This is a genomic window from Rummeliibacillus pycnus, from assembly GCF_002884495.1.
Lineage (GTDB): Bacteria > Bacillota > Bacilli > Bacillales_A > Planococcaceae > Rummeliibacillus > Rummeliibacillus pycnus.
In genome coordinates this window covers 1,812,348-1,834,974 of the sequence record NZ_KZ614145.1, presented here as the reverse complement: position 1 = coordinate 1,834,974, position 22,627 = coordinate 1,812,348, and the positions used below count along the sequence as shown (strand labels likewise).

Sequence of the window (22,627 nt, the reverse complement as noted above, 5' to 3'; positions counted from 1 at the left end):
GTGAGGGATGATACCATGAGAATGGTTGATATTATTGAGAAAAAGCGTGATGGATATGAATTAACGAGTGAAGAAATTCACTTTTTTGTAGAAGGTTATACAAATGGTTCAATTCCTGATTATCAAGCAAGTAGTCTGGCAATGGCTATTTATTTCCAAGATATGACGGATCGTGAACGTGCTGATCTTACAATGGCAATGGTACAATCAGGTGATCAAATTGATCTGTCAGGAATAGAGGGTGTAAAGGTAGATAAGCATTCAACAGGTGGTGTAGGTGATACAACAACGCTTGTACTAGGGCCTCTAGTTGCTGCAGTAGGTGTTCCTGTTGCAAAGATGAGTGGTCGCGGATTAGGTCACACAGGTGGGACAATCGATAAATTAGAGTCTATTGAAGGTTTCCATGTAGAACTTACTACTGATCAATTTACTAAACAAGTAAATGACATAAAATTAGCTGTTATCGGTCAAAGTGGTAACTTAACACCTGCTGATAAAAAATTATACGCATTACGTGATGTAACAGGTACAGTACCAAGTATACCTTTGATTGCAAGTTCTATTATGAGTAAAAAAATTGCTGCTGGTGCAGATGCCATCGTTTTAGATGTTAAAACAGGTGACGGCGCATTTATGAAAACAGTGGAAGATTCAAAAAAACTTGCTCATGCTATGGTTCAAATTGGTAAAAATGTCGGACGAAACACAATGGCAATTATTTCTGATATGAACCAACCTCTAGGTTACGCAATCGGAAATGCATTAGAAGTAAAAGAAGCAATCGAAACATTAAGTGGAAAAGGACCAAAAGACTTAACAGAACTTTGTCTAACATTAGGTTCACAAATGGTTGTACTTGGTGGTCATGCAAAAACAATCGAAGAAGCTCGTAAAGAGCTAGAAGAAGTCATTGCAAATGGTGCTGCTTTAGAAGTATTTAAAAAGTTCATCAAAGGTCAAGGGGGTAACCCTGCGGTAGTGGATGACCTATCATTACTTCCACAAGCCAAATATACATTTGAAGTACCTGCAAAAGAACCAGGCTTTGTTAGTCATATTGTTGCAGATGAAATTGGTACTGCCGCAATGTTATTAGGCGCAGGACGAGCAACAAAAGAATCTGAAATTGATCTAGCGGTTGGATTAGTTCTTCGCAAAAAAGTAGGAGAAGCTGTACAAGCTGGTGAATCACTCGTTACCATTTATTCAAATCGTGAAGATGTAAAAGAAGTAATGGATAAAATTTACGCAAATATTGAGGTTTCTACCGAAAAGGTAAATGCACCTAAATTGATTGAAGCTATCATTACAGAATAGATGATAGCAGTGTGAACAACACATTGCCCAAGAACAATTTGATAGAGTATTAAGTATCGACAAAAGGTATCGAGAGAACAACTTCCTCTCGATACCTTTTTCTATTTTTTTAAGATAAACCATGGTCTTGACAAGTGTAATTTTTAAAAATTTTTTACCGTGTTTATTCTATTTGGTAGTACGGAGGGAGCTAACTTTTTCCTTGAACTCTATTCAAACAGTTTATTGAAGAATTTTTTGAATCCAAAAGATGAGGATATCTGACAAAGTTCTTTACCCTTTTTAGATATCCGCTTCTCTACTGGGCAGAATTTAGGGACTGAAAATATAGAAGAGGTTCATTCAGAAAATCGTAAGTAGATTATACGAAAACGCAAGTAAATCACCCATAAATACACGCGAATTCTAAATGATTTTCCTTTCGTAGGAAAGTGCAATTGATAACCAATCTGATCATCGAAAAACATTAGAATATTTTTTGATTGAAATGTTTTTCCATGATTAAAAATCATGATTTAAATACATACTAACGGATGGTAGCTGTCGTATTTTTTCTATCTTTAGCGTTTTGATTGTTAAATTGTCAGGGCATAGGATTCTTCTATTCTTAGGTAGAATAGTTTTTGAAAAGGAGGTATGTAAATGCAGCACCATATTGAAATTACTTCAGAAAAAATTGCGATTATCAGATTAAAAGGAGAACTAGATCATCATGCAGCTCGCCATATCCGAGAAGATATTTCGCAAGCTATTTACAGTGGATATGTACAAGATATTATTTGGAATCTAGAGGGGTTACAGTTTATGGATAGTGCAGGAGTAGGGTTAATCTTAGGTAGGATGAGAGACCTACAAGTACAGAATGGTCGTACTTTAATCATCAAACCTTCTTCAACTATGGAGAAAATTTTTCAGTTTTCAGGATTAGGAAAATATATCTGGCATGAATCAGAGCAAGAAGCCATCCAAAGTTTAGGGGGGATTCTTCATGGATAATGAAATGACACTATCATTCTTAGCAATTAGTGATAATGAAGCACTTGCTAGAATTGCAATAACAAGTTTTCTAGCTGTTTTAGATCCGACAATAGAAGAATTATCAGAAATTAAAACAGTTGTCTCTGAGGCTGTAACAAATTCAATTATTCATGGATATGATGAAAATCCAAATGGTATTGTTACAGTGCAGGCTTCACGCCAAGGAAGAGAAGTAACGATTACAATTTTAGATCAAGGCGTTGGTATTGAAAATGTAAAACAAGCTATGGAACCACTATATACGACAAAACCAATGCTAGAAAGATCAGGTATGGGTTTTACAATAATGGAAAGTTTCACGGATCAACTAGCTGTGCAATCAGAACCAGGGAAAGGAACGGCCGTCACCTTTAAGAAACAATTTCAACCAGTACAAGAGCCGCTTTATGTAAGGTGAGAACAATGACATCAAACCCGCAAGCGTCAAAAGAATTACTGACACAGGAAAGAATGAGAGAACTTATTGAATTAGCGCAGGCAGGGGATGAAGCGGCGAGAAAAGAAATGGTAGAGGGAAATACCAGACTTGTATGGTCAATTGTTCAGCGTTTTACTTCAAGGGGTGCCGATTTAGAAGATCTTTTTCAAATAGGATGTATTGGACTGATGAAATCTGTTGATAAATTTGATTTATCTTATCCAGTGAAATTTTCAACATATGCTGTACCAATGATTATTGGTGAAATTCAAAGGTTTCTTCGTGATGATGGGATGGTTAAAGTTAGTCGTTCAATACGAGAGTTGAATTATAAAATCCGTCATGCTACAGACGATTTTCTAAAAGATAATGAGAGACCCCCAACAATTCAAGAATTGGCAACAATACTTGATGTGCCAATTGATGATATTACTATGGCTAGTGATGCTTTGCGTGATCCCGCATCGCTTCATGAGCAAATTTTTGAAAGTGATGGTGATCCAATAAGTTTAATGGATCAAATGAAAGATGAGCGATCAGAAAAGCCATTTGAACATATTCCGTTAAAAGATATGCTCGAAAGACTAGGTAAACGTGAACAGTCTGTCATTTATTTACGCTATTATCTCGACTGTACGCAAAGTGATATTGCTGAAAGATTAGGTATTTCACAAGTTCAAGTCTCACGTCTAGAAAAGCGAATTTTAGCACAACTGAAAATTTGGCTTACAGATCAGCAATATGAACAATTGATAAAGGTGGCAGATCATGAGTAATAGTACTAACAGTGAAACACAAGCAATTTTTCAAAGTAACGAAGCAGCAGAAGCTTTCATGATTTCCCAATTTGGGAAAAGTGAAAGCTTCGATATTAATATGAAATATATTCATGTTCATAATATGGATGTTTTTACGATAAATATTAACGGTTTAATCGATAGTCAAAATTACACTCGATTATTAACAGCAATCCAGCCGACATCTGTATATGAAAGAGATAAATTTTCGTCAGGAAGAGCTAAATTAGAAATAAAACAAGATAAAGATGAATTACATGAGTCTAAATCAGATGAGGAACAGGGACCATCAAAGAAAGAAAGTGTCCAAGCTGAGGCAGATTATTTCTTTGAGTCCTTTCCGTTTTTTTCTTGGGAGTTGCAAACTTCAAAAGATAAATTATTAACTGCTATTATGAGTGGACAAGTAGCTTTTATAACACCTTCTGGTATCGCAATCACAGCCGATTTAAGAAATTATCCAGGGAGAAATCCTGAGGAACCAGACAACGAGAAAGTTATTCGAGGATCAAGGGATGGTTTTACAGAAAATATTATTTTAAATTCTGCTCTTATTCGTAGAAGAATCCGTGATACATCATTACGCTTTGAGTTACATCAAGTGACGGAAAAAAGCCGAATGGATTTAGCAATTGTCTATTTGAAAGAAATTGTCAATGAAGAGCATTTAAATTATATAAGGGAACGCTTAAAGAAAATTGAACACGATGGACTGACGATGGCAGATAAATCATTAGAAGAATGGTTAATCAAACAACGCTATCATCCGTTACCATTTGTACGATATAGTGAAAGACCTGATATTGTGGCAGCGCATATATTAGAAGGACATATTGCAATTGTTGTTGACACCTCTCCTTCTGTTATATTAGTGCCAGTGACTCTTTTTCATCATTTGCAACATGCTGAAGAGTATAGACAGGCACCTGCAATTGGAACGGTCGTAAGATTTCTACGCTTTTTTGGAGTTTTTCTTAGCTTTTTCATACTACCACTTTGGTTTCTGCTTGTTAAACATCCCGAATATGTCCCTTCATTTATGGACTTTATAGGTCTCAATAAAAAAACCTCTGTCCCTCTCCTTGTACAAATTCTGGTAGCAGATATTGGTATAGAATATTTGAGATTAGCAGCTATCCATACGCCAACGCCTTTGTCGACGGCAATGGGACTTATAGCAGGTATCATTATTGGGCAAATTGCCATAAACGTAGGACTGTTTTCTGCGGAGGTTGTCCTTTATACAGCGGTTTCTGCTATTTTCACTTTTGCGATCCCATCGTATGAACTGAGTGTATCCGTTAAGATTTTCAGAATCTTATTATTGTTACTAACAGCCGCCTTTGGAGTCAATGGTTTCTTTATTGGTATTTTAGGTACAGTATGGTATATGGCTTCGTTAAAACCAATGAAAGTGCCGTATTTATGGCCACTTATTCCATTCTTCCCAAATGCTTTCGCACATGTACTAATACGATATCCAATGACAAATGATGCACCAAGACCATTTATTGTTGGAGCTAAGGATCGAAAACGTTCATGAGTTGAGCCGTTGCATCTGTTCTCCTATCGTGATAAAGTTCATGATATAGAAAATTCCGTGTATTCATTACAAATGATCATGGATACGATAGGAGAGATTGGATGCATTTATACGGAACACAAACAATTACAGATAATGACCATTTATCTATCGGTGGTGTAGATACTATAGAATTAGCTAACATATATGGAACGCCACTTTTTGTTTATGACCTCGCATTATTTAGAAAAAGAGCGCGTGGCTTTATCGATACGTTTAAAAAGGCTTCCGTTTCAGCACAAGTTGCATATGCTAGTAAAGCCTTTTCAAGTGTTGCGATTTATCAAGTTGCTACACAAGAAGGATTATCTGTTGACGTAGTTTCAGGTGGAGAGTTATTTACTGCAATACAAGCAGGATTCCCAAGCGAAAAAATCCATTTTCATGGAAATAATAAGAGCTTACAAGAATTAGAATTTGCATTTGAATCTAAAATTGGATGTATTGTGATAGATAATTTTTATGAAATTGATGTATTGAAAAAATTATCTACACAAAGAAAACAAAAAATGCATGTACTAATTCGAGTAACTCCTGGTGTAGAAGCCCATACACATGATTTTATTACTACTGGTCAATCAGATTCAAAATTTGGTTTTGATTTAAATAATGGTCAAGCTGATGCTGCCTTCAAAGAGTTATTCAATGATCCATTTTTAGAATTACAAGGAATGCATTGCCATATTGGTTCTCAAATTTTTGATACAGCAGCATTTCGCTTAGCTGCTAAAAAGCTTGCGGATAAAATGGGAGAATGGCAAGAAAAATATCAATTCCACACGACTGTGTTAAATTTAGGTGGAGGATTTGGGATTCGTTATACGGATGAAGATGAGCCATTAGAACCTGCTATATATGTCGATGATATGATTAAAACAGTGAAAGAAGAAGCAAAAAAGTTAAATATACCGATGCCAGAAATTTGGATTGAACCAGGACGTTCATTAGTGGGTGATGCAGGTACAACTCTATATACAATAGGTTCACAAAAAGAAGTCCCAAATACACGTAAGTATTTGGCAGTTGATGGAGGTATGTCTGATAATATCAGACCTGCTCTATATGACGCTAAATATAATGCGGTTATTGCTAACAAAATGTCACAACCTACTACAGAGACTTACACGATTGCCGGAAAATTATGTGAATCTGGTGATAAACTAATTGAAAACATTAATCTTCCAGAAGCAAAGCCAAACGATATTCTTGCGACATTTTGTACGGGTGCATATGGTTATTCTATGGCGAGTAACTATAATCGAATACCTAGACCAGCTGTTGTATTCGTTGAAAACGGTGAACATCAGTTAGCTGTCAAACGTGAAAGTTATGAAGACCTTGTAAAGCTAGACCTTCCGTTAACAATTGGAAGGGGGTAACCTCACTTTGAAAAAAAGTAATATTATTTTATTAATAACATTACTAATAATATCAGGTATATGGGGTATAATATATTGGCTTTTAATAGCACCAAACTCAATGTCCTAAATAATGGGAAAAAATTTGCGTATTTTTTGCTTTTCGTGTAGGATATTCAAGGATATTTAAAGGCAAAAAAAGAGGGATCTAATATATGTTATGTCGTTATAAGAAAGCATACGAAAAAATTGCAATGGGACTCTTGTCCTTTATGCCTGATCATAAAGACGTAAAAAAGCTACAAGAGACGATTTGTCAATATAATTCTGATCCAAACTGGCAACTGTTTTTATGGAAACAAGCAGAAGATACTATCGGTCTAGTTGGTGTAGAGATCAAAGATAGTCAATGGATTGTTAGACATATATCAGTAGACCCTTCTCATCGTGGTGAAGGTCTTGGAGTAGAAATGATTCGACAGCTTTCAGAGATGGATGTATGTGGTTCAATCGAACCTGATTCTTTAACTGAACCATTTATCCAAAAATGTCTAACGATGTTAGAAGAAGCAGACAAAAAGTATTAATGTCTGCTTCTTCTTTTTTGTTGACGTGCGAATAGAATATCTGAACGATCTCTAAGCATATGTTTATTTTGTATAAAATTCGAATCCGATGGAGGCAAAGAGGCTATAAAGTCATCTACTTTTGATTTTAAAATTGGAGAGGTTATCTCAATATACCAAGATTGATAAGGGTCATGATTATTTACTTTTTTTTGAGCTAGATGTAGTTGATTTAACAAATTTAACGTATTAATTTCTTCTAAGAACGGACCATATATAGAAGCAGTTAATGTACGTTCTGCCTTTTTTAAAATAGTATGTGCCCCTTTAAAATTTCCACGTCTCCAATGATAAAGACCAGTTGCTAATTGTATCCATCCTGTAAGTGGGTGTATTTTTTCTCGTGGAGCTACCTCTTTCCAATACTCCTCTAAAACTTCATGGCATTCAAAATAATCTTGATTGCCGTTGAAATAAGCAAGAAATTGGATAAATAAAGGGTGATGCATTGGATGCATTTTATTCACCTTTCCTCTATACTAAATTTTGAAGATAAATTGTCAGGTGGTTAATTATGTCGTATGAAGTAAAATTAGAGGCTTTTGAAGGTCCTCTCGATTTATTATTACATTTAATCCATCGTTTGGAAATTGATATATATGACATCCCTATGGCCGAGCTTACTGCACAGTATATGGAGCATATTCAAGCGATGCAAGTTTTAGAGCTTAATGAAGCAAGCGAATATTTAGTAATGGCAGCTACATTGCTGGCCATTAAAAGTAAAATGCTATTGCCAATTCACGAAGGGGAGCTTGATGATGAAGAATTTGAAGTAGATGAACCAGACCCTCGTGATGAACTTGTAGCAAGATTAATAGAATATCGGAAATTTAAAGAAGCAGCTATAAATTTAAAAGAAATGGAAACAACCCGTACAAAATATTTTACAAGACCTCCAGCAGATTTATCCGAATATATGCCTGATGAACAATTAGTATTGTTTGATACTTCTGTGAATGTCTACGATTTGGTAGCAGCATTTCAAAAAATGCTAAACCGCAAAAGGTTAAAAGCACCGCTTACAACAAAAGTAACAAAGCAAGACATATCCATCAAAGACCAAATGCGATCAGTTATTGGTGTGTTAAAATCATTCCATGGACGTGCAGATTTCTTTGATTTATTTCCTTATGAAGATAAGGGAACACTTGTTGTAACGTTTTTATCTCTTTTAGAACTTATGAAGCGGCAAGTGGTAGCCGTTGAACAAGAAAATAATTTTGCGGATTTAACGGTGATTTTACGGAAGGAAGAAATAACAGATGAACAACTTGAGTCGATTGATGAGCAAAATTGAGAGTCTTCTTTTCGTCATCGGAGAAGACGGATTAACAATCCAACAGCTTTCAATGATAACGGAAACAAATGAAGAAGAAATCTCAGAAGCCTTACAACAAATGATGGTAAATTATGAAGAACAAGAAAACAGAGGAATCATGATAAAAGAATTGGCAGGTACTTTCCAACTTATTTCCAATCCTGAACATGCAGATTTGATCCAAAAATTAGTAGAAAATCCTCCGAGTCAATCATTATCACAAGCATCACTTGAAGTATTAGCGATAATAGCATATAAACAACCAATTACACGTGTAGAAATTGATGATTTAAGAGGTGTAAAAAGTGAAAGAGCGTTACATACTTTAAGTGCAAGAGGTTTAGTACATGAAGTTGGGCGAGCTGAAGGTACTGGCCGTGCCATTTTATATGGTACAACAAAAGAATTCTTGAATTATTTTGGTATGAAGAATATTAACGAATTGCCTGAACTTCCAGAAAAGGGAGTTGCTGAATTAGACGAACAGCCAGATTTGTTTATGTCTAAGTTCCAAGAAGCATTTCAAGAACCTCAAACAGAATGATCGCTAAAGGAGTGAAATTTTGCGTCGATGGATTGGTGTTGTATTGAGTTGTATTATTGTATTAATGCCATTTGAAAAAACAGCAGAAGCAGCTACAAGTTCCTATGCAGTAATTGATGCAGATACAGGAAGATTGTTAATGGGCATGAATGAACACGAAAGACTACCAATCGCTAGTCTAACCAAAATGTGGACTGCTTTTGTTGCGATTAAAGAAGCAGATTTAAACACTGAAACAACGATCTCAAAAAAAGCAACATTAAGTGAGGGTTCTTCAATATATCTTGTTGAAGGTGAAAAGACTACGTTAAAAACATTACTAAACGGTTTACTTTTGCGATCGGGTAACGATGCTGCTACAGCAATTGCAGAAGAAGTAGGTGGTTCAGTAGGAGGATTTGTAAAATTGATGAATGACTATGCGATTTTATATGGTTTATCGGATACTTATTTTGAAAATCCATCAGGTCTCCATCATGAAAAGCATTTATCATCTGCATATGACACAGCTCAAATGTTAAGAATTGGTATGATGGATGAAAAGTTCAAGAAAATAGCTACTGCAAAATATTACAAAAATGATTTGCAAAATCCCACTGTTTGGAAAAATAAACACAAACTTCTACATTACAATAAATATGCAATTGCTGGTAAAACAGGTTTCACAAAAGTTGCAGGTCGTACGCTCGCAACTTATTTTGAAAAAGATGGTAAGCGAGTAATTGTTGTAACATTGAATGAGTCAAATGACTGGGAAGTACATGCAAGCTTTGCAGAAAGTGCCTTTCAAAAATATGATAAGAGATTATTGGCAAAACAGGGGTTATATCAAGTAAGAGATGATTTACAAGTTGAATTGGATCATCCTGTTTATGCACTGATTTCAAGAGAAGAAGAAAAAAAGGTGAAATCCATCTTAAGAATGCCACGGATTGCACAAGGTGATATCGGAGTTTGGTCGTTTTATCTCGACGGACAACCCTTAATTGAAGAACCTGTTCACATGATTTGGAAGTAACAATATACTGCAAAAAGAGCAGTTAGTTTGTCGCCGAAAAACATTCAGATGGTCTCATCTGAATGTTTTTTGTTATTTCAAAAATTTAAATCAAATTTACTTACTGACTCTTTCAAATCAATAGTATAGTTTCTAATACTTTTATTATTAGCAAAAATATGCAATAATTTTTGAAGGCTATTAGCAATAAGTTTAATGAGGTGACCAAATGGAAAGACTACAGAAAGTGATTGCTCATGCTGGCATTGCTTCAAGAAGAAAAGCAGAGGAATTAATAATAGAAGGTAAAGTAAAAGTAAATGGTCAAGTGGTTCGAGAGCTTGGTAAAAAAGTTTCTGCTTCAGACTCAATCGAGGTAGAAGGTATTAAAATTGAAAAAGAAGAAAAGGTTTACTATTTATTATATAAACCAAGAGGTGTAATTTCTGCAGTTTCTGATGATCGTGGACGAAAAACTGTAGTGGATTTATTCCCACATGTTGAACAAAGAATCTTTCCAGTCGGTCGATTAGATTACGATACTTCGGGCGTATTACTTTTGACGAATGACGGCGATTTTTCAAATCTATTAACACATCCCCGTTATAACATCGATAAGACGTATGTGGCAAAAGTAAAAGGTTTTCTAAGTAAAGAAAATCTTCGAAAATTAGAACGAGGAATTATGCTAGAAGATGGAAAGACTGCTCCAGCTAAAGTAAAAGTACTTTCTTCAAATAGAGAACAAGGAAAATCAATTATAGCCATTACAATTCATGAAGGTCGTAATCGACAAGTACGACGCATGTTTGAAGCAGTTGGTTGTCCAGTGCTAAAACTTAAACGTGAACAATTTGCATTTCTAGGTTTACACGGATTGAATGCAGGTGAATCACGTGAATTAACAGCACATGAAGTAAAACAACTTCGTGTTCTATCTGAAACAGGTAAAATCGGCTAGATTTTACCTGTTGTTACAAAAGATTCACAAACCTATCATATATATATAAGTAAATAACCCATAATTTGTTATAATGGAGTAGATTGTTTGTGTCGGACTAAGGAGGCTTACTACTTACAATGGAGAAAAAACAAAAGAGATTTTATACACGGTTGATCATTTTAGCTGTTCTAGTTGCAGCTATTATCTATACAGTGTATAACGCTGCTCATAATGATGACGTACAACTATTAAAAGTAGGCGACGATGCACCCAATTTTTCATTAGTAGATTTAGATGGTAAGACACATAAATTATCAGATTATAAAGGTCAAGGGGTCTTATTGAATTTCTGGGGAACATGGTGTAAACCTTGTAAAAGGGAAATGCCAGCCATTAATGATCAGTACAAACAATTTAAAGGCCAAGGTATTCAAATTTTAGGTATTAATATTGCTCAACCTGATTTAGAAGTTTCAAGCTATACGGATAAACTTGGAGTCAAGTTTCCAATTTTACTTGACAAAACAAAGAGTGTTATGAGGGTTTATAATGTTGATCCATTACCAACTACAGTATTAGTAGACAAAGAGGGTAAAATAGCAAGAATTATAACAGGAGAAATGACGGAAACAGATATTAAGAAATACCTAACAAGTATTAAACCATAAGAAGGGGTTCTAAAGGATGAAAAATATTACTTGTGAATGTGGTCATGCAAATCCCGAAGGTACTCATCTATGTGAAAAATGTGGACGACCTCTTACTGAGGAAGAAAAAAATCAAAAGATCGTTGATATGAGATATGAAGGAAGGGCGATCCGTTCAAAAACATATAATAAGACAATGATTGATAAGATTTGGAACTTCTTCTCTAGTGTAAAAATCGGTGTTGCATTAATAGTGATTACTTTAGTAGCAGCAGCTATTGGTACATTTTTACCTCAAGTTGTTTATGTAAATGTCATGCAAGGTGAAGATGTAAAACAAGCATACATCGACAACTATGGTACGTTCGGCAAAATCTATTACAATTTAGGGTTATCCGATATATATAGCTCATGGTGGTTCCAAACATTAATTGGTTTACTTGCTATTTCGATTATCGTAGCGAGTCTAGACCGTGGTATCCCACTTTATAAATCGTTAAAAAACCAACGTGTAAAGCGGCATGAAAGTTTTATGAAACGTCAACGAATTTATGGGCAACAAATTATGACTTCACAACAAGCAGATGAATCATTGGATTTAGCTGAAAAGAAAATGAAAGAACTAAGATACAAAGTTCGTAGAGAAGATGGAGTCCTTCTTGCAGAAAAAGGGCGCTTTGCTCGTTCAGGGCCATATATCAATCACATAGGTTTAATTATTTTCCTCTTTGGTGTTATGTTGCGCTTAATGCCAGGTTTTTATATCGATGAATCTTTATGGATTCGTGAAGGTGAAACAGAATCAATTCCCGGTATGGAAGGTTATTACCTACATAGTAATAAATTCACCTTCGAAACATACAAAAAAAATGAGCAATCAAAAGAATTCAACCAATCGAGGGCTGCGGTCAATTCGATCGCTAAAAATTATCAAACGGATGTTATTTTATACAAATCAAAAGATGCAAGTATAGCCGGAGATACAAAAAATTTAGAAAAAATAGAAAACTACTCAATTAAGGTAAATGAACCATTGAAATATGATGGGTATGCACTTTACCAAATGGATTTCAGATTAAATGAGCTGAAAGCAATGAATTTTAACTTAATCAATAAAAAAACAGGGGAATCTCTAGGTGAAGTCAAGATTGACCTAGCTAACCCAAAAAAGGTATATCATCTAGACAATCAAACAAAAGTGGAACTAAAAGGCTACTATCCAACATTTTCGGGTTTTGATAATGGTGAGCCACAATCCGATTCACCAATACCAAATAATCCGGCATTTATTTTTAAAATGTACACACCCGAAACACCAAAAGGAGAAACAAGTTTTGTTGCCATTAGACAAACTTTAGAACCACTTGGAACAACAAAATATAAAATGAAGTTTGGAAGTATTGAAACTCGTAATGTATCTGGATTAACTATACGTAAAGATAAAACGCTTCCTATTTTGGCACTTGGTGGTATTGTATTTATGATTGGTGTAGTAATGGGATCTTATTGGAGCCATCGCCGTTTGTGGCTTCAAAAAACAAAAGACGGACGACTTTTGTTGGCTGCACATACCAACAAGAACTGGTTTAGCATGAAAAAGGATTTAGATGCAGTAACTGAATTTGCTCACTTACCTGCTTGGGTTGATCAACAAGATCAAGATCCTCAAAAAGAAGACCATGAGAAAGAAAAGGATGGTGAATATACTATATGAGTTTAATTAATATAAGTAGTTCTTTACTATTTTTTGCATTTATCGCGTATTTAGTTGCTACCCTATTTTTTGGAGGCGCAGTAAAAGGAGCACAACAAGATGCATCTGTTTCAAATAAAAGATGGGGTAAAATTGCGATTACCATTACAATCATTGGTTTTATAGCAAACCTTGGTTATTTCGTAACTCGATGGATTTATGCTGGTCATGCACCAGTAAGTAATATGTTCGAGTTCACTACAGCATTTGGTATGTTCGTTGTTGGCGCATTTATCTTAATTTACTTTATTTACAGAGTATCTGCTCTTGGCTTATTTGCATTACCAATCGCTATTTTAATTATTGCTTATGCTAGTATGTTCCCGCGTGAAGTTAGTCCATTAATTCCAGCACTTAAAAGTTACTGGCTGTATATCCATGTTATTACAGCAGCAATTGGTGAATCAATTTTAGCAATAAGTGCAGTTGCGGGATTAATTTATTTGATGAAAAATGTAGATACTACGAAACGTACAAAGAGTAGTATCTGGTTAGAAATAGTTATGTATGCAGCAGTCTTAGTCCTTGGTTTTGTAATTGTATCGTCAACATTCAATCTATTAGGATATAAAGCAAACTTCACTTATGTTGACAAGAATGGAGCTCAACAAGAAATTGTCTATAACAACCCTGCATTATTTGGAATGCATAAATATGAACTTAAGTCACCTGATAAAATGGAACCATTAGCAGAAATGCCTGCAGTTGTTAATGCCAAAAAATTAACCACTGTAGTCTGGTCTATTATAGTTGGAACAATTTTATATGGTTTACTTCGCATAATCTTGCGTAAACCAATTTCGCGAATGTTGCAACCACTCGCAAAACGTGCAAATTCTCAATTGTTAGACGAAATTGGTTATCGTTCGGTGTTAATTGGATTTCCTGTATTTACATTAGGTGCACTAATTTTTGCTATGATATGGGCACAAGAAGCATGGTCACGATTCTGGGGTTGGGATCCAAAAGAAGTCTGGGCTTTAATTACTTGGTTGTTTTATGCTGCTTTTCTTCACTTACGTTTTTCAAAAGGATGGCAAGGAGAAAAATCTGCATGGCTTGCTGTAATTGGTTTTGTCATTATTATGTTCAACCTAGTAGCAGTTAATTTAATCATCGCTGGTTTACACTCATATGCAGGATAACGTATTAACAATAAAAGTCTTTTCCTTAATATGAGGGAAAGACTTTTCTTTTCTTTTCATTTTTTATTACTGATTGTACAATAAATATATAGAATACTGGGAGGCATATATTGTGACTGAACAAATTTCGATTTTAGTGGTAGATGACGAAGATCGCATTCGCCGTTTATTAAAAATGTATTTAGAAAGAGAAGGCTATGAAGTAGAAGAAGCAGAGAATGGGGAACAAGCAGTAGAAAAGGCTCTAGCTAATGATTACCACTGTATTCTGCTAGATATCATGATGCCTGAAAAAGATGGATTAGAAGTTTGTGAAGAGATTCGCGACAAAAAAACAACACCTATTATTTTATTAACGGCAAAGGGTGAAGAAGCAAATAGAGTTCAAGGTTTTGAAATGGGTGCTGATGATTATATCGTTAAACCATTTAGCCCAAGAGAAGTAGTATTAAGAGTAAAAGCTATATTACGTCGTTCGGCTGCATTCTCACCAATTTCCGTTTCATCATCGTCTAAAGATTTAGTGGTATTCCCGCATTTAACGATTGATCACGATGCACATCGTGTTTCTGCTGATGGAATAGAAGTGAATTTAACGCCAAAAGAATATGAATTACTATATTTCTTAGCAAAAGCACCGGATAAAGTATTTGATCGCGAGCAATTATTAAAAGAAGTATGGCATTACGACTTCTTCGGTGATTTACGTACTGTTGATACGCACGTAAAACGATTAAGAGAAAAACTAAATCGAGTATCTGAAAATGCGGCGAAAATGATTGTAACAGTATGGGGCGTTGGTTATAAATTTGAGGTAGTCAATGACTAGAATATGGAACAGTGTTGTCGGGAAGCTTTGGGTAACCATATTGCTTCTCGTTTCATTTGTATTATTTGTTTTTACAGTATTAATGCTAGAATTTCTATCTAAATACCATGCTCAACAATCCGAAGCATTACTTCGCCAAGAAGCTACTACAATTGCAAGAATTGTAGATGATCGTGAATCAATAGCATCTACTAAATCCATAATTAGTGATATTTTGAGTGATGAAACGAATGCAGTAATCGTTGATAAAACTGGAAAATTAGCATTTTCACTTCAAGAAGGTCTAAACCAAGATAAGATCAAAGATAAAATTATAGGTGAAAAATCATTTAATCCAGTTTTCAAATCAAATAAGCCAGTTGTCAAAGAAATGATGCTACCATCATCAACTGAAAAGGATCATGTAGAATCCTATATCGTAATGGCATTTCCGCTAAATGCTCAAAAAATGAATCACGGGGTTGTATTTATATATCAAAGTCCTGATGCAATACATCGTACAACAAAAGAAACAACAAGAATCGTCTTTCTTGCTGCAGCGATTGCTTTTATCTTAACGACTTTCTTTGCATTTTTCTTATCAACTCGAATTACATCTCCATTACGTAAAATGCGAGAAGCAGCTTTCGAGCTAGCGAAAGGAAATTTCGATAAAAAAGTTCCTGTTTTGCAGAATGATGAAATAGGTCAATTAGGTACTGCGTTTAATCAAATGGGACGTCAACTAAAGCATCATATGGAAGTTATAAATCAAGAAAAAGAACAACTTTCAAGTATTCTAACGTCTATGACAGACGCTGTCATAACATTCAACAGTGATCGCACAATCATATTAAGTAATCCACCAGCAGAGTTATTATTGCAAAAATGGTTTATCAATAAAGGCTCTGATAGTGAGCACCCAATTCCTTTAGAAATTTTCCATATGCTAGAGCATGTGATTGATCTGGAAGAAGAATTACGAGAGGAACTAGAATTGGACAATACGTATTTCTTGATTTCGATTAGTCCTCTCTACAGTGGAGATTCCGTAAGGGGAGCTGTTGCTGTGTTGAGAGATAAAACAGAAGAACATCGCTTAGATAAGCTTCGATCAGATTTTATCGCTAATGTATCACATGAATTGCGAACTCCTATAGCGATGTTACAAGGGTACAGTGAAGCTATAATAGATGATGTCGTATCAAGTGAAGAAGAGCGTAATGAAATGATACGAATTATTTATGACGAATCCCAACGAATGGGACGACTTGTAACGGATTTATTGGATCTTGCTCGTATGGAGTCTGGTAATATTACTTTATATAAAGAACTAGTACCTATAACGCCAGTATTTGAACGAATTACCCAAAAATTTGTGCAGGCTGCAAAAGAAAAAAATATTGAGTTAACCTATTCCTCTGCTTTCGATGAATCAATGCGAATTAATATAGATGAAGACAGAATTGAACAAGTTTTAACCAATTTGATTGATAACGCAATTCGTCACACTCGGCAAAATGGTAATGTAAAAGTAATAGTGGATCAACAAGTTTCATATGCACGGATTCAAGTTAAAGACAACGGTGCAGGTATTCCAAAAGAAGATTTAGAGTATGTTTTTGAACGTTTCTATAAAGCAGATAAAGCAAGAACAAGAGGTAAAGGTGGTACTGGTCTTGGACTTGCAATTGCTAAGAATATTGTAGAAGCACATAAAGGTCGTATTAAAGCAGAAAGCGAAGTAGATGTAGGGACAAACTTTATTTTTTACTTGCCGCTTGAATTACACTAAGCGAGCTTTATGGGTTAAAAGGAGGTGGGGCTGTCCAATTAGTGGACGGCCCCATTGTCATTGAAATTAATAGTATACATTTCTGATTTTACAGTAATAAAGAAGCACTTTGTCAAAGCTCAACGTACCAGACTTCAACAAAGTGGATAATGAATGACAAGGCCACTCTTTCTCTGTTTAATTTATATAAATATAAAAGTATACTATATTTGAGTCAATTTCATAGTGCAAAATTAATATTAAAATTCCGAACATTTAATGTTTATACTTTTGTTCAATATGGAGCGGAAGACGGCGACTCCTACGGGAATAGCTTGAACTGAAAGCCCCGCAGGAACGTCATTAAGGAACAAAGCCTAAGAACGCCAAGTCCTGTGGCAACGGCTTTGTGATCAACATCGTGTTGACCCGAGGAGATTGAAGTCAAGCCCGTGGAAAGCGCCGCCTGGAGCGGAATTGTCAACTATGAATATTAGATGCTTTGTTGGTCTGAATTGTTCGTATTTATTAACAGAATACTGTTTTATAAAATTGATTCATTTATATAAATACTAAAAAATTCTGTAAAATAGGCAGAAAACTTTACAAAGTCTTCTATTTTATATATAGTTACATTGTATAAAAAAATATATTGATTCATCTTCGGGGCAGGGTGAGATTCCCGACCGGCGGTATTAGAGAAAAAATGTAAGACTCTTAAGCCCGCGAGCCGTAAGGCAGGATTTGGTGAGATTCCAAGGCCGACAGTATAGTCTGGATGGGAGAAGGTGAAGGTACGGTTGTCTGTTTACTATATTTTTAATAATCGTTAAATAGACGCTTATTTGACTATGCCTAGATCTCCCTTAAGCCGCTATAGCTTAGGGGTTTTTTATTGCATATCTTAGTTTCCGGACCTTTCCTCTTTTTGAAGTGAATCGACAAAAGGAGAGAAAACAATGAAGAACACAAAATTGCAAAAGATGGTTTCAATTGGGATGTTAAGTAGTATTTCATTTGTTCTAATGATTTTTAATTTCCCATTACCTGCATTTCCAAGCTATTTAGAGGTTGACTTTAGTGATGTTCCAGCCCTTATAGCAGCAATTACAATGGGACCTATAGCTGCGATCGTTGTTGAATTTATAAAAAACATTTTAAATTGGTTCTATGTAGGTAGTCCAACCGGAGTTCCAGTTGGTCAAATTGCAAACTTTACAACAAGTATTCTTTTTATCATGCCTGTATATTTCGTATATAAACGTTTATCAACTGCAAAAGGTTTAACAACTGGTTTAGTAATGGGAACGTTAACAATGGCAATAGGAATGAGTGTATTAAATTATTACTTGTTTATGCCGATGTACAATTACTTCTTGAATGTTCCAACAGAAACAGGTGCTGCTTTAACAAAAACAATTGTCACTTTTGTTCTACCTTTTAATATTATAAAAGGAATGATCGTAACTGCAATTATGCTATTACTATTCTCAAGTTTAAAAAATTGGCTTATAAAACAACGCAAACAATTTATCAATGAATAAAATAATAGTTGACTAAAGCTTTTATTCTAATAACAAAAATACATTGTTCATATAGTTAAATGTACATTACTAAGCAATTACTTTAGTAATGTACATTTTTTTATCAAAGTAATAGGATAATAAAAGAGAATCCGAATAGTTCAAAAAAGTTCTATTTATTTCCCGGGAAAAGTAAAAAGTAATTAATAAATCAAACAATTAACGGGCGGAAAGTTACCGATATGTATAGTGAACAAAACAAGGGTTTTGTATATTAGATATAATTTGTTAGAAATTTTATGTAATAACATATGATTTTCAATTTAGTAAATGCAAATAAGATTTAGTGTTTTAAAGTGGCTAATGCATGAGAAGAAAGGATTAGGCGTAATGATTATACAAGGTACTTTGAGCTTACAAGAAATGAAAGGTCCAAGTTTATTATTAATAGATGATGAGCCGCTAGCTAAACTATTAACTTCATTTGATGGTAAAGAAATAACAGCAACTATTAAATTACCTCATGTAGAAAAGAAGATAAGTGGTATTGCTGGAATTTTTTATTTTGAAGGTAAAGATGGTTATGGTGGAGATAAATTTACAAATGACTTCGATATTGAAGAATTTGATTGTATTGAATGGTTAGCTAATTTTGATGGTGAATATGTTTTATTAACGATAGAGTAACCACGTTGAGTTATTTAATAAGTCTGAAGTGGTGTAAGAAGGTGTAGAAAATAATCCTCTTCCTAGAAATGTTGGAAGAGGATTATTTTCTTTAATTATTTTTAAAATGATCAAGAATGAATTGTTGGAACTGTCTTGTTGCTGGAGAGAGGAAACGACCTTCAGACCATGCCATTCCGATTATACGTTCTAGTTTAAAATCACTTATGTGTATTTTAGCAATACGTTTTGGATTAATTTCTTCTCCATCAGGCAAAATGGATACGCCTAATCCTGCTGCAACAAATCCCGCAACTGTTGCTACTTCGTCACCTTCAAAGGTAATCTTTGGTTCGAAGTGTACTTTATTGAAAAAACTATCTAATTGAATTCTCAAAGCATACCCTTTTTTTAATAAAATAAATGGTTCGTTCGCTAATTCTTTCATGGTTATCGTTCTTCGTGTGGCTAAGGGGTGCCATATAGGTAAAATAGCAAATAATTCTTCACGCCAAAGTTCTGTCCATTGAATGGGCTTTTCTGTTTCCATTTCGGCAAGTAAGCATAAGTCAAGCTCCCCTGACTGCAATTGTTTAAGCTGAAGATGTGTGTGATTTTGTTTTAAAGTAAAATGTATATCATGGTGCTGCTTTCTGAATTGCATGATTAAGTCTGGCACGACATTTGTTCCCAGAGTATGTAAAAAGCCGAGTGAAACTTCGCCATGATTTGGGTCAACGATTTCTTGGATTTCATGAAGACCATCCTGATATTCTCGCATAATGTTATGAACACGCTTTACGAATATTTCTCCATAACGATTTAATATAATAGATCTTCCTTGTCTCTCAAATAAAGGGACACCTAACTCGTCTTCTAATCGAGCAATAGAGCGACTAAGTGCTGGTTGGGAAATAGACAATTGCTCAGCTGCCTTTGTCATATGTTGAATTTTCGCTAGTACTTGAAAGTATTCTAGCTGTTGCCATTCCATTTATTATTCTCTCCTTCAATCATGCTTTTTACCTCATTTTGTTCCAATCTTAAAGAACAGCCCGTGTGAAGTCAATAAAAAACACTGAGGGATTACCCCTCTGTGTTCATCATTGTGCTTTCATAAATGTAACTGTTCGTGCATCTGAATCATATAAACACCATTCACGGTTTTCAATAACTGATCCAACATTAACTCCATATTTTTTCTTTTTCAAATGTATTGGTTGTCCATATTGAAATTCCTTTTTTTCTCCTTTTCTATATAGTGCAGCATCATGACTATGTCCAAAGAACACTATAGGTGCTTCAATTTGCTCCAAAAAAGGTTTCCAATCAGTAGACCACTTAAATTGATGACCATGGATAATTTCTGCTCCTTCAATTTCTAGTGATTCTGGTAATGTTAAAAAAGTATTTAAGCCAGTTACTTTCATAATTCTTTCTTCTTGATTTCCTCGAACTGATGGAAATTGTAATAGTTGTGTAAATTCATCTGAAAGTACAGCTGCTTCATCTAAAGTAAGACCAAAAATGTCCTTAGCTTTCTTTTTCCCAATCTTACATTCATATAAATCGCCCAGCCCTATAATTGCAGCATTTTCAGCATTAGCATGAATATCTGCAAGTACGGCTTTTGTATCCGATACATTTGAATGAAGGTCTCCCAGGATAGCATATTGCATAAGAACAGTCCTTTCTTAAAAATATATGTTCGAGTTTATCATAAAAAATAGCTATTCGAAATGATTTTGACTGGATGGAAACGTAATATTTTGCAGAATAAAAAATAATAATGTTTTATTATGACAAAAATGTAACAGCAGTTACGCTTCTGTTAAAACAGGAGAAAAAGACTATACAAATATATGATTCATGCTATTATAAAGTAGAATATAAAAAACGTACATAGAAAAAATTAATAGAAATGAGTTGAATTAGATTGAAAATACGCACAAAATGGGGTCGTAGTGCAATTATTACTCTAGCACTAACTTGTGGTGTCATGTATACTACCCAACCTATTCAAGTAGATGCGAAAACATCTGCTCAAATGATTCAAAAAAAAGCAGAAATAGATAAAAAAATTAAAGAGTTAAATAAGGAAATTAATAAATTACAAAAAAAACTCGACAAAAAGCAACAAGAATATGAAAAAACAGTAAAAGAAATTGATGCTACCAATAAAGATATAAAAGAAACTGAGAAAAAGATTCAAGAACGTTCAGTTATTATTAATAATCGTTTAAAGGCATACCAAGGACAAGATAGTACATTAAATACTTATCTTGATGCTTTTTTAGGTGGAGATAATGTTTCAGACAGTATTGGTCGCGTAATTGCTGTTAAAACTGTTTTAGATGCAGACCAAGAGTTAAGAGATGAAGACAAGGCAGATAAAGCAAAATTAGCAGAAGAAAAACAAGCCTTACAAGAAAAGCAAGCGAAACTACAAAAGCAATTCCAAGATATGCAAGATGAAGAAAATCATTTAGAAACCAAAAAAGCTGAAAATAAAGCAAAATCTTTAAAATTAAAAGAACAAATTGCTACAAAAAAACAACAAGAAAAGCTAGAAAAAGAACGTAAGAAACGTGAAGAAGAAGCAAGACGCCTAAAAGCCTTACAAGAAAAACAGTTTGTAGAAGCTAAAAAAGCAGAAGAAGCTTCTAAAACCACTAATTCAATACATACCAATAGTGTTGGCGATGCAGGCAATGCTGGCAATGGTACAAATGGAGCGAAGGTAACAGATAGCGATCAAAAAGCACCTAGCGTTTCGGGATCAGGCTCTGCAAAAGCTGCAATTGCCGAAGCAAGTAAATATCTAGGACGTGCATACGTTTGGGGAGGTAGTAATCCAACAACTGGATTTGACTGCTCTGGTTTAACACAATGGTCATTTAAACAAGCAGGCGTATCATTGCCACGTACAGCTGCGCAACAATATTTGGCAACAACAAAAGTAAGTGCAAGTGAAGCGAAAGCGGGAGATTTAGTATTCTTTAGTTATGGTTCTGGTGTAGCCCATGTAGGGATCTATCTAGGTGGTGGAAGAATGCTAGATGCACAAAATAACGGTGTTGTTGTAGAATCACTCGACTGGTGGAATAAATACTTAGTTGGTTACGGCAGAATTTCTGGTGTCAACTAGTAATATAATACTTTAATCAAAAAGCCTTCATCTTAGAAGGCTTTTTTCATTGTTAATAGATATGAGTCTACTTCAAAATGAAAATCTATTTTAAATTCAGAACCTTTCTAACATCTATTTAAGTTTCTATTTTTAATCTAATCACTTGAATTTTTTGTTAATTATAGTAAAGTTTTGGGTAAGGATCTATTTTAACGGAACACAAGAAGTAGAACGCGA

General features: G+C 34.6%; 22 protein-coding genes and 1 riboswitch. Of the genes, 19 read left to right on the top strand and 3 right to left on the bottom strand.

All coding sequences use genetic code 11. From position 1 onward, the window contains the following. The first annotated feature begins 15 nt into the window (after positions 1–15). The 7 genes from CEF14_RS09140 to CEF14_RS09110 all read left to right on the top strand — a co-directional run bounded on the left by CEF14_RS09140 (position 16) and on the right by CEF14_RS09110 (position 7,100). Complete coding sequence (locus CEF14_RS09140) at positions 16–1,320, top strand: pyrimidine-nucleoside phosphorylase (RefSeq protein WP_102692560.1); 1,305 nt, start codon at positions 16–18, stop codon at positions 1,318–1,320. 642 nt (positions 1,321–1,962) lie between these two features. Next, the gene (locus CEF14_RS09135; protein ID WP_102692559.1) at positions 1,963–2,316 is read left to right on the top strand and encodes an STAS domain-containing protein; all 354 of its coding nucleotides are present in this window, start codon (positions 1,963–1,965) and stop codon (positions 2,314–2,316) included. Continuing rightward, the gene (gene spoIIAB / locus CEF14_RS09130) at positions 2,309–2,755 is read left to right on the top strand and encodes an anti-sigma F factor (RefSeq protein ID WP_102692558.1); all 447 of its coding nucleotides are present in this window, start codon (positions 2,309–2,311) and stop codon (positions 2,753–2,755) included. The genes CEF14_RS09135 and spoIIAB overlap by 8 nt, the downstream gene beginning before the upstream one ends. 5 nt (positions 2,756–2,760) lie before the next feature. Beyond that, on the top strand, positions 2,761–3,552 hold the full coding sequence (locus tag CEF14_RS09125) for a SigF/SigG family RNA polymerase sporulation sigma factor (protein ID WP_102692557.1): 792 nt from the start codon (positions 2,761–2,763) through the stop codon (positions 3,550–3,552). Then, positions 3,545–5,116: a spore germination protein gene (locus tag CEF14_RS09120; protein WP_245890126.1), complete on the top strand. Its 1,572-nt coding sequence runs from the start codon at positions 3,545–3,547 to the stop codon at positions 5,114–5,116. Before CEF14_RS09125 ends, CEF14_RS09120 begins: the two co-directional genes overlap by 8 nt. A gap of 101 nt (positions 5,117–5,217) precedes the next feature. Next, entirely contained in the window at positions 5,218–6,534 is a 1,317-nt protein-coding gene (lysA, locus tag CEF14_RS09115) for a diaminopimelate decarboxylase (RefSeq protein ID WP_102692556.1), read from the top strand. A 194-nt stretch (positions 6,535–6,728) separates the two neighbouring features. Then, positions 6,729–7,100 (top strand): GNAT family N-acetyltransferase, encoded by a 372-nt coding sequence (locus tag CEF14_RS09110; protein WP_102692555.1) that lies wholly within the window; start codon positions 6,729–6,731, stop codon positions 7,098–7,100. Here the strand turns inward: CEF14_RS09110 and CEF14_RS09105 are convergent. Beyond that, positions 7,097–7,597, bottom strand: coding sequence for a DUF309 domain-containing protein (locus CEF14_RS09105; RefSeq protein WP_102692554.1), 501 nt, complete (start codon positions 7,595–7,597; stop codon positions 7,097–7,099). The two genes, CEF14_RS09110 and CEF14_RS09105, sit on opposite strands and share 4 nt — an antisense overlap. 56 nt (positions 7,598–7,653) lie before the next feature. Here CEF14_RS09105 and CEF14_RS09100 point away from each other — a divergent pair, with 56 nt between their 5' ends. The 11 genes from CEF14_RS09100 (at position 7,654) to CEF14_RS09050 (ending at position 19,281) form a co-directional block, all read left to right on the top strand. After that, complete coding sequence (locus CEF14_RS09100; RefSeq protein WP_102692553.1) at positions 7,654–8,439, top strand: segregation/condensation protein A; 786 nt, start codon at positions 7,654–7,656, stop codon at positions 8,437–8,439. After that, a complete protein-coding gene (gene scpB / locus CEF14_RS09095) occupies positions 8,405–9,004 on the top strand; it encodes an SMC-Scp complex subunit ScpB (RefSeq protein ID WP_102692552.1) in 600 nt (199 codons plus the stop codon). The genes CEF14_RS09100 and scpB overlap by 35 nt, the downstream gene beginning before the upstream one ends. Positions 9,005–9,023: 19 nt before the next feature. Then, positions 9,024–10,022, top strand: a complete 999-nt coding sequence (locus tag CEF14_RS09090) for a D-alanyl-D-alanine carboxypeptidase family protein (RefSeq protein WP_245890123.1) — start codon at positions 9,024–9,026, stop codon at positions 10,020–10,022. 208 nt (positions 10,023–10,230) lie between these two features. After that, positions 10,231–10,962 carry a pseudouridine synthase gene (locus CEF14_RS09085; protein WP_102692551.1) on the top strand — a complete coding sequence of 244 codons (732 nt, stop codon included), beginning with the start codon at positions 10,231–10,233 and terminating at the stop codon, positions 10,960–10,962. Positions 10,963–11,081: 119 nt separating this feature from the next. Continuing rightward, complete coding sequence (gene resA / locus CEF14_RS09080) at positions 11,082–11,612, top strand: thiol-disulfide oxidoreductase ResA (RefSeq protein ID WP_102692550.1); 531 nt, start codon at positions 11,082–11,084, stop codon at positions 11,610–11,612. 16 nt (positions 11,613–11,628) lie between these two features. Next, entirely contained in the window at positions 11,629–13,305 is a 1,677-nt protein-coding gene (resB, locus tag CEF14_RS09075) for a cytochrome c biogenesis protein ResB (RefSeq protein ID WP_102692549.1), read from the top strand. After that, positions 13,302–14,489, top strand: coding sequence for a c-type cytochrome biogenesis protein CcsB (gene ccsB, locus CEF14_RS09070; RefSeq protein ID WP_102692548.1), 1,188 nt, complete (start codon positions 13,302–13,304; stop codon positions 14,487–14,489). Before resB ends, ccsB begins: the two co-directional genes overlap by 4 nt. A gap of 112 nt (positions 14,490–14,601) precedes the next feature. Continuing rightward, positions 14,602–15,318, top strand: a complete 717-nt coding sequence (locus CEF14_RS09065) for a response regulator transcription factor (RefSeq protein WP_102692547.1) — start codon at positions 14,602–14,604, stop codon at positions 15,316–15,318. Further along, complete coding sequence (locus CEF14_RS09060; RefSeq protein WP_102692546.1) at positions 15,311–17,092, top strand: ATP-binding protein; 1,782 nt, start codon at positions 15,311–15,313, stop codon at positions 17,090–17,092. Before CEF14_RS09065 ends, CEF14_RS09060 begins: the two co-directional genes overlap by 8 nt. A 634-nt stretch (positions 17,093–17,726) precedes the next feature. Beyond that, positions 17,727–17,865, top strand: a riboswitch (FMN riboswitch). 165 nt (positions 17,866–18,030) lie between these two features. Beyond that, on the top strand, positions 18,031–18,615 hold the full coding sequence (locus tag CEF14_RS09055) for an ECF transporter S component (RefSeq protein ID WP_102692545.1): 585 nt from the start codon (positions 18,031–18,033) through the stop codon (positions 18,613–18,615). Positions 18,616–18,924: 309 nt separating this feature from the next. Continuing rightward, positions 18,925–19,281 (top strand): hypothetical protein, encoded by a 357-nt coding sequence (locus tag CEF14_RS09050; protein WP_170061492.1) that lies wholly within the window; start codon positions 18,925–18,927, stop codon positions 19,279–19,281. Positions 19,282–19,372: 91 nt separating this feature from the next. Here CEF14_RS09050 and CEF14_RS09045 read toward each other — a convergent pair whose 3' ends face one another. Together CEF14_RS09045 and CEF14_RS09040 are read right to left on the bottom strand one after the other, a co-directional pair. After that, complete coding sequence (locus tag CEF14_RS09045) at positions 19,373–20,254, bottom strand: LysR family transcriptional regulator (protein WP_102692543.1); 882 nt, start codon at positions 20,252–20,254, stop codon at positions 19,373–19,375. Between the two features lie 109 nt (positions 20,255–20,363). Then, positions 20,364–20,939: a metallophosphoesterase family protein gene (locus CEF14_RS09040; RefSeq protein WP_102692542.1), complete on the bottom strand. Its 576-nt coding sequence runs from the start codon at positions 20,937–20,939 to the stop codon at positions 20,364–20,366. Positions 20,940–21,196: 257 nt separating this feature from the next. On the opposite strand from CEF14_RS09040, the gene CEF14_RS09035 reads away from it, so the two are divergent. Further along, positions 21,197–22,408 (top strand): C40 family peptidase, encoded by a 1,212-nt coding sequence (locus tag CEF14_RS09035; RefSeq protein WP_245890122.1) that lies wholly within the window; start codon positions 21,197–21,199, stop codon positions 22,406–22,408. The last annotated feature ends 219 nt before the right edge of the window (positions 22,409–22,627 follow it).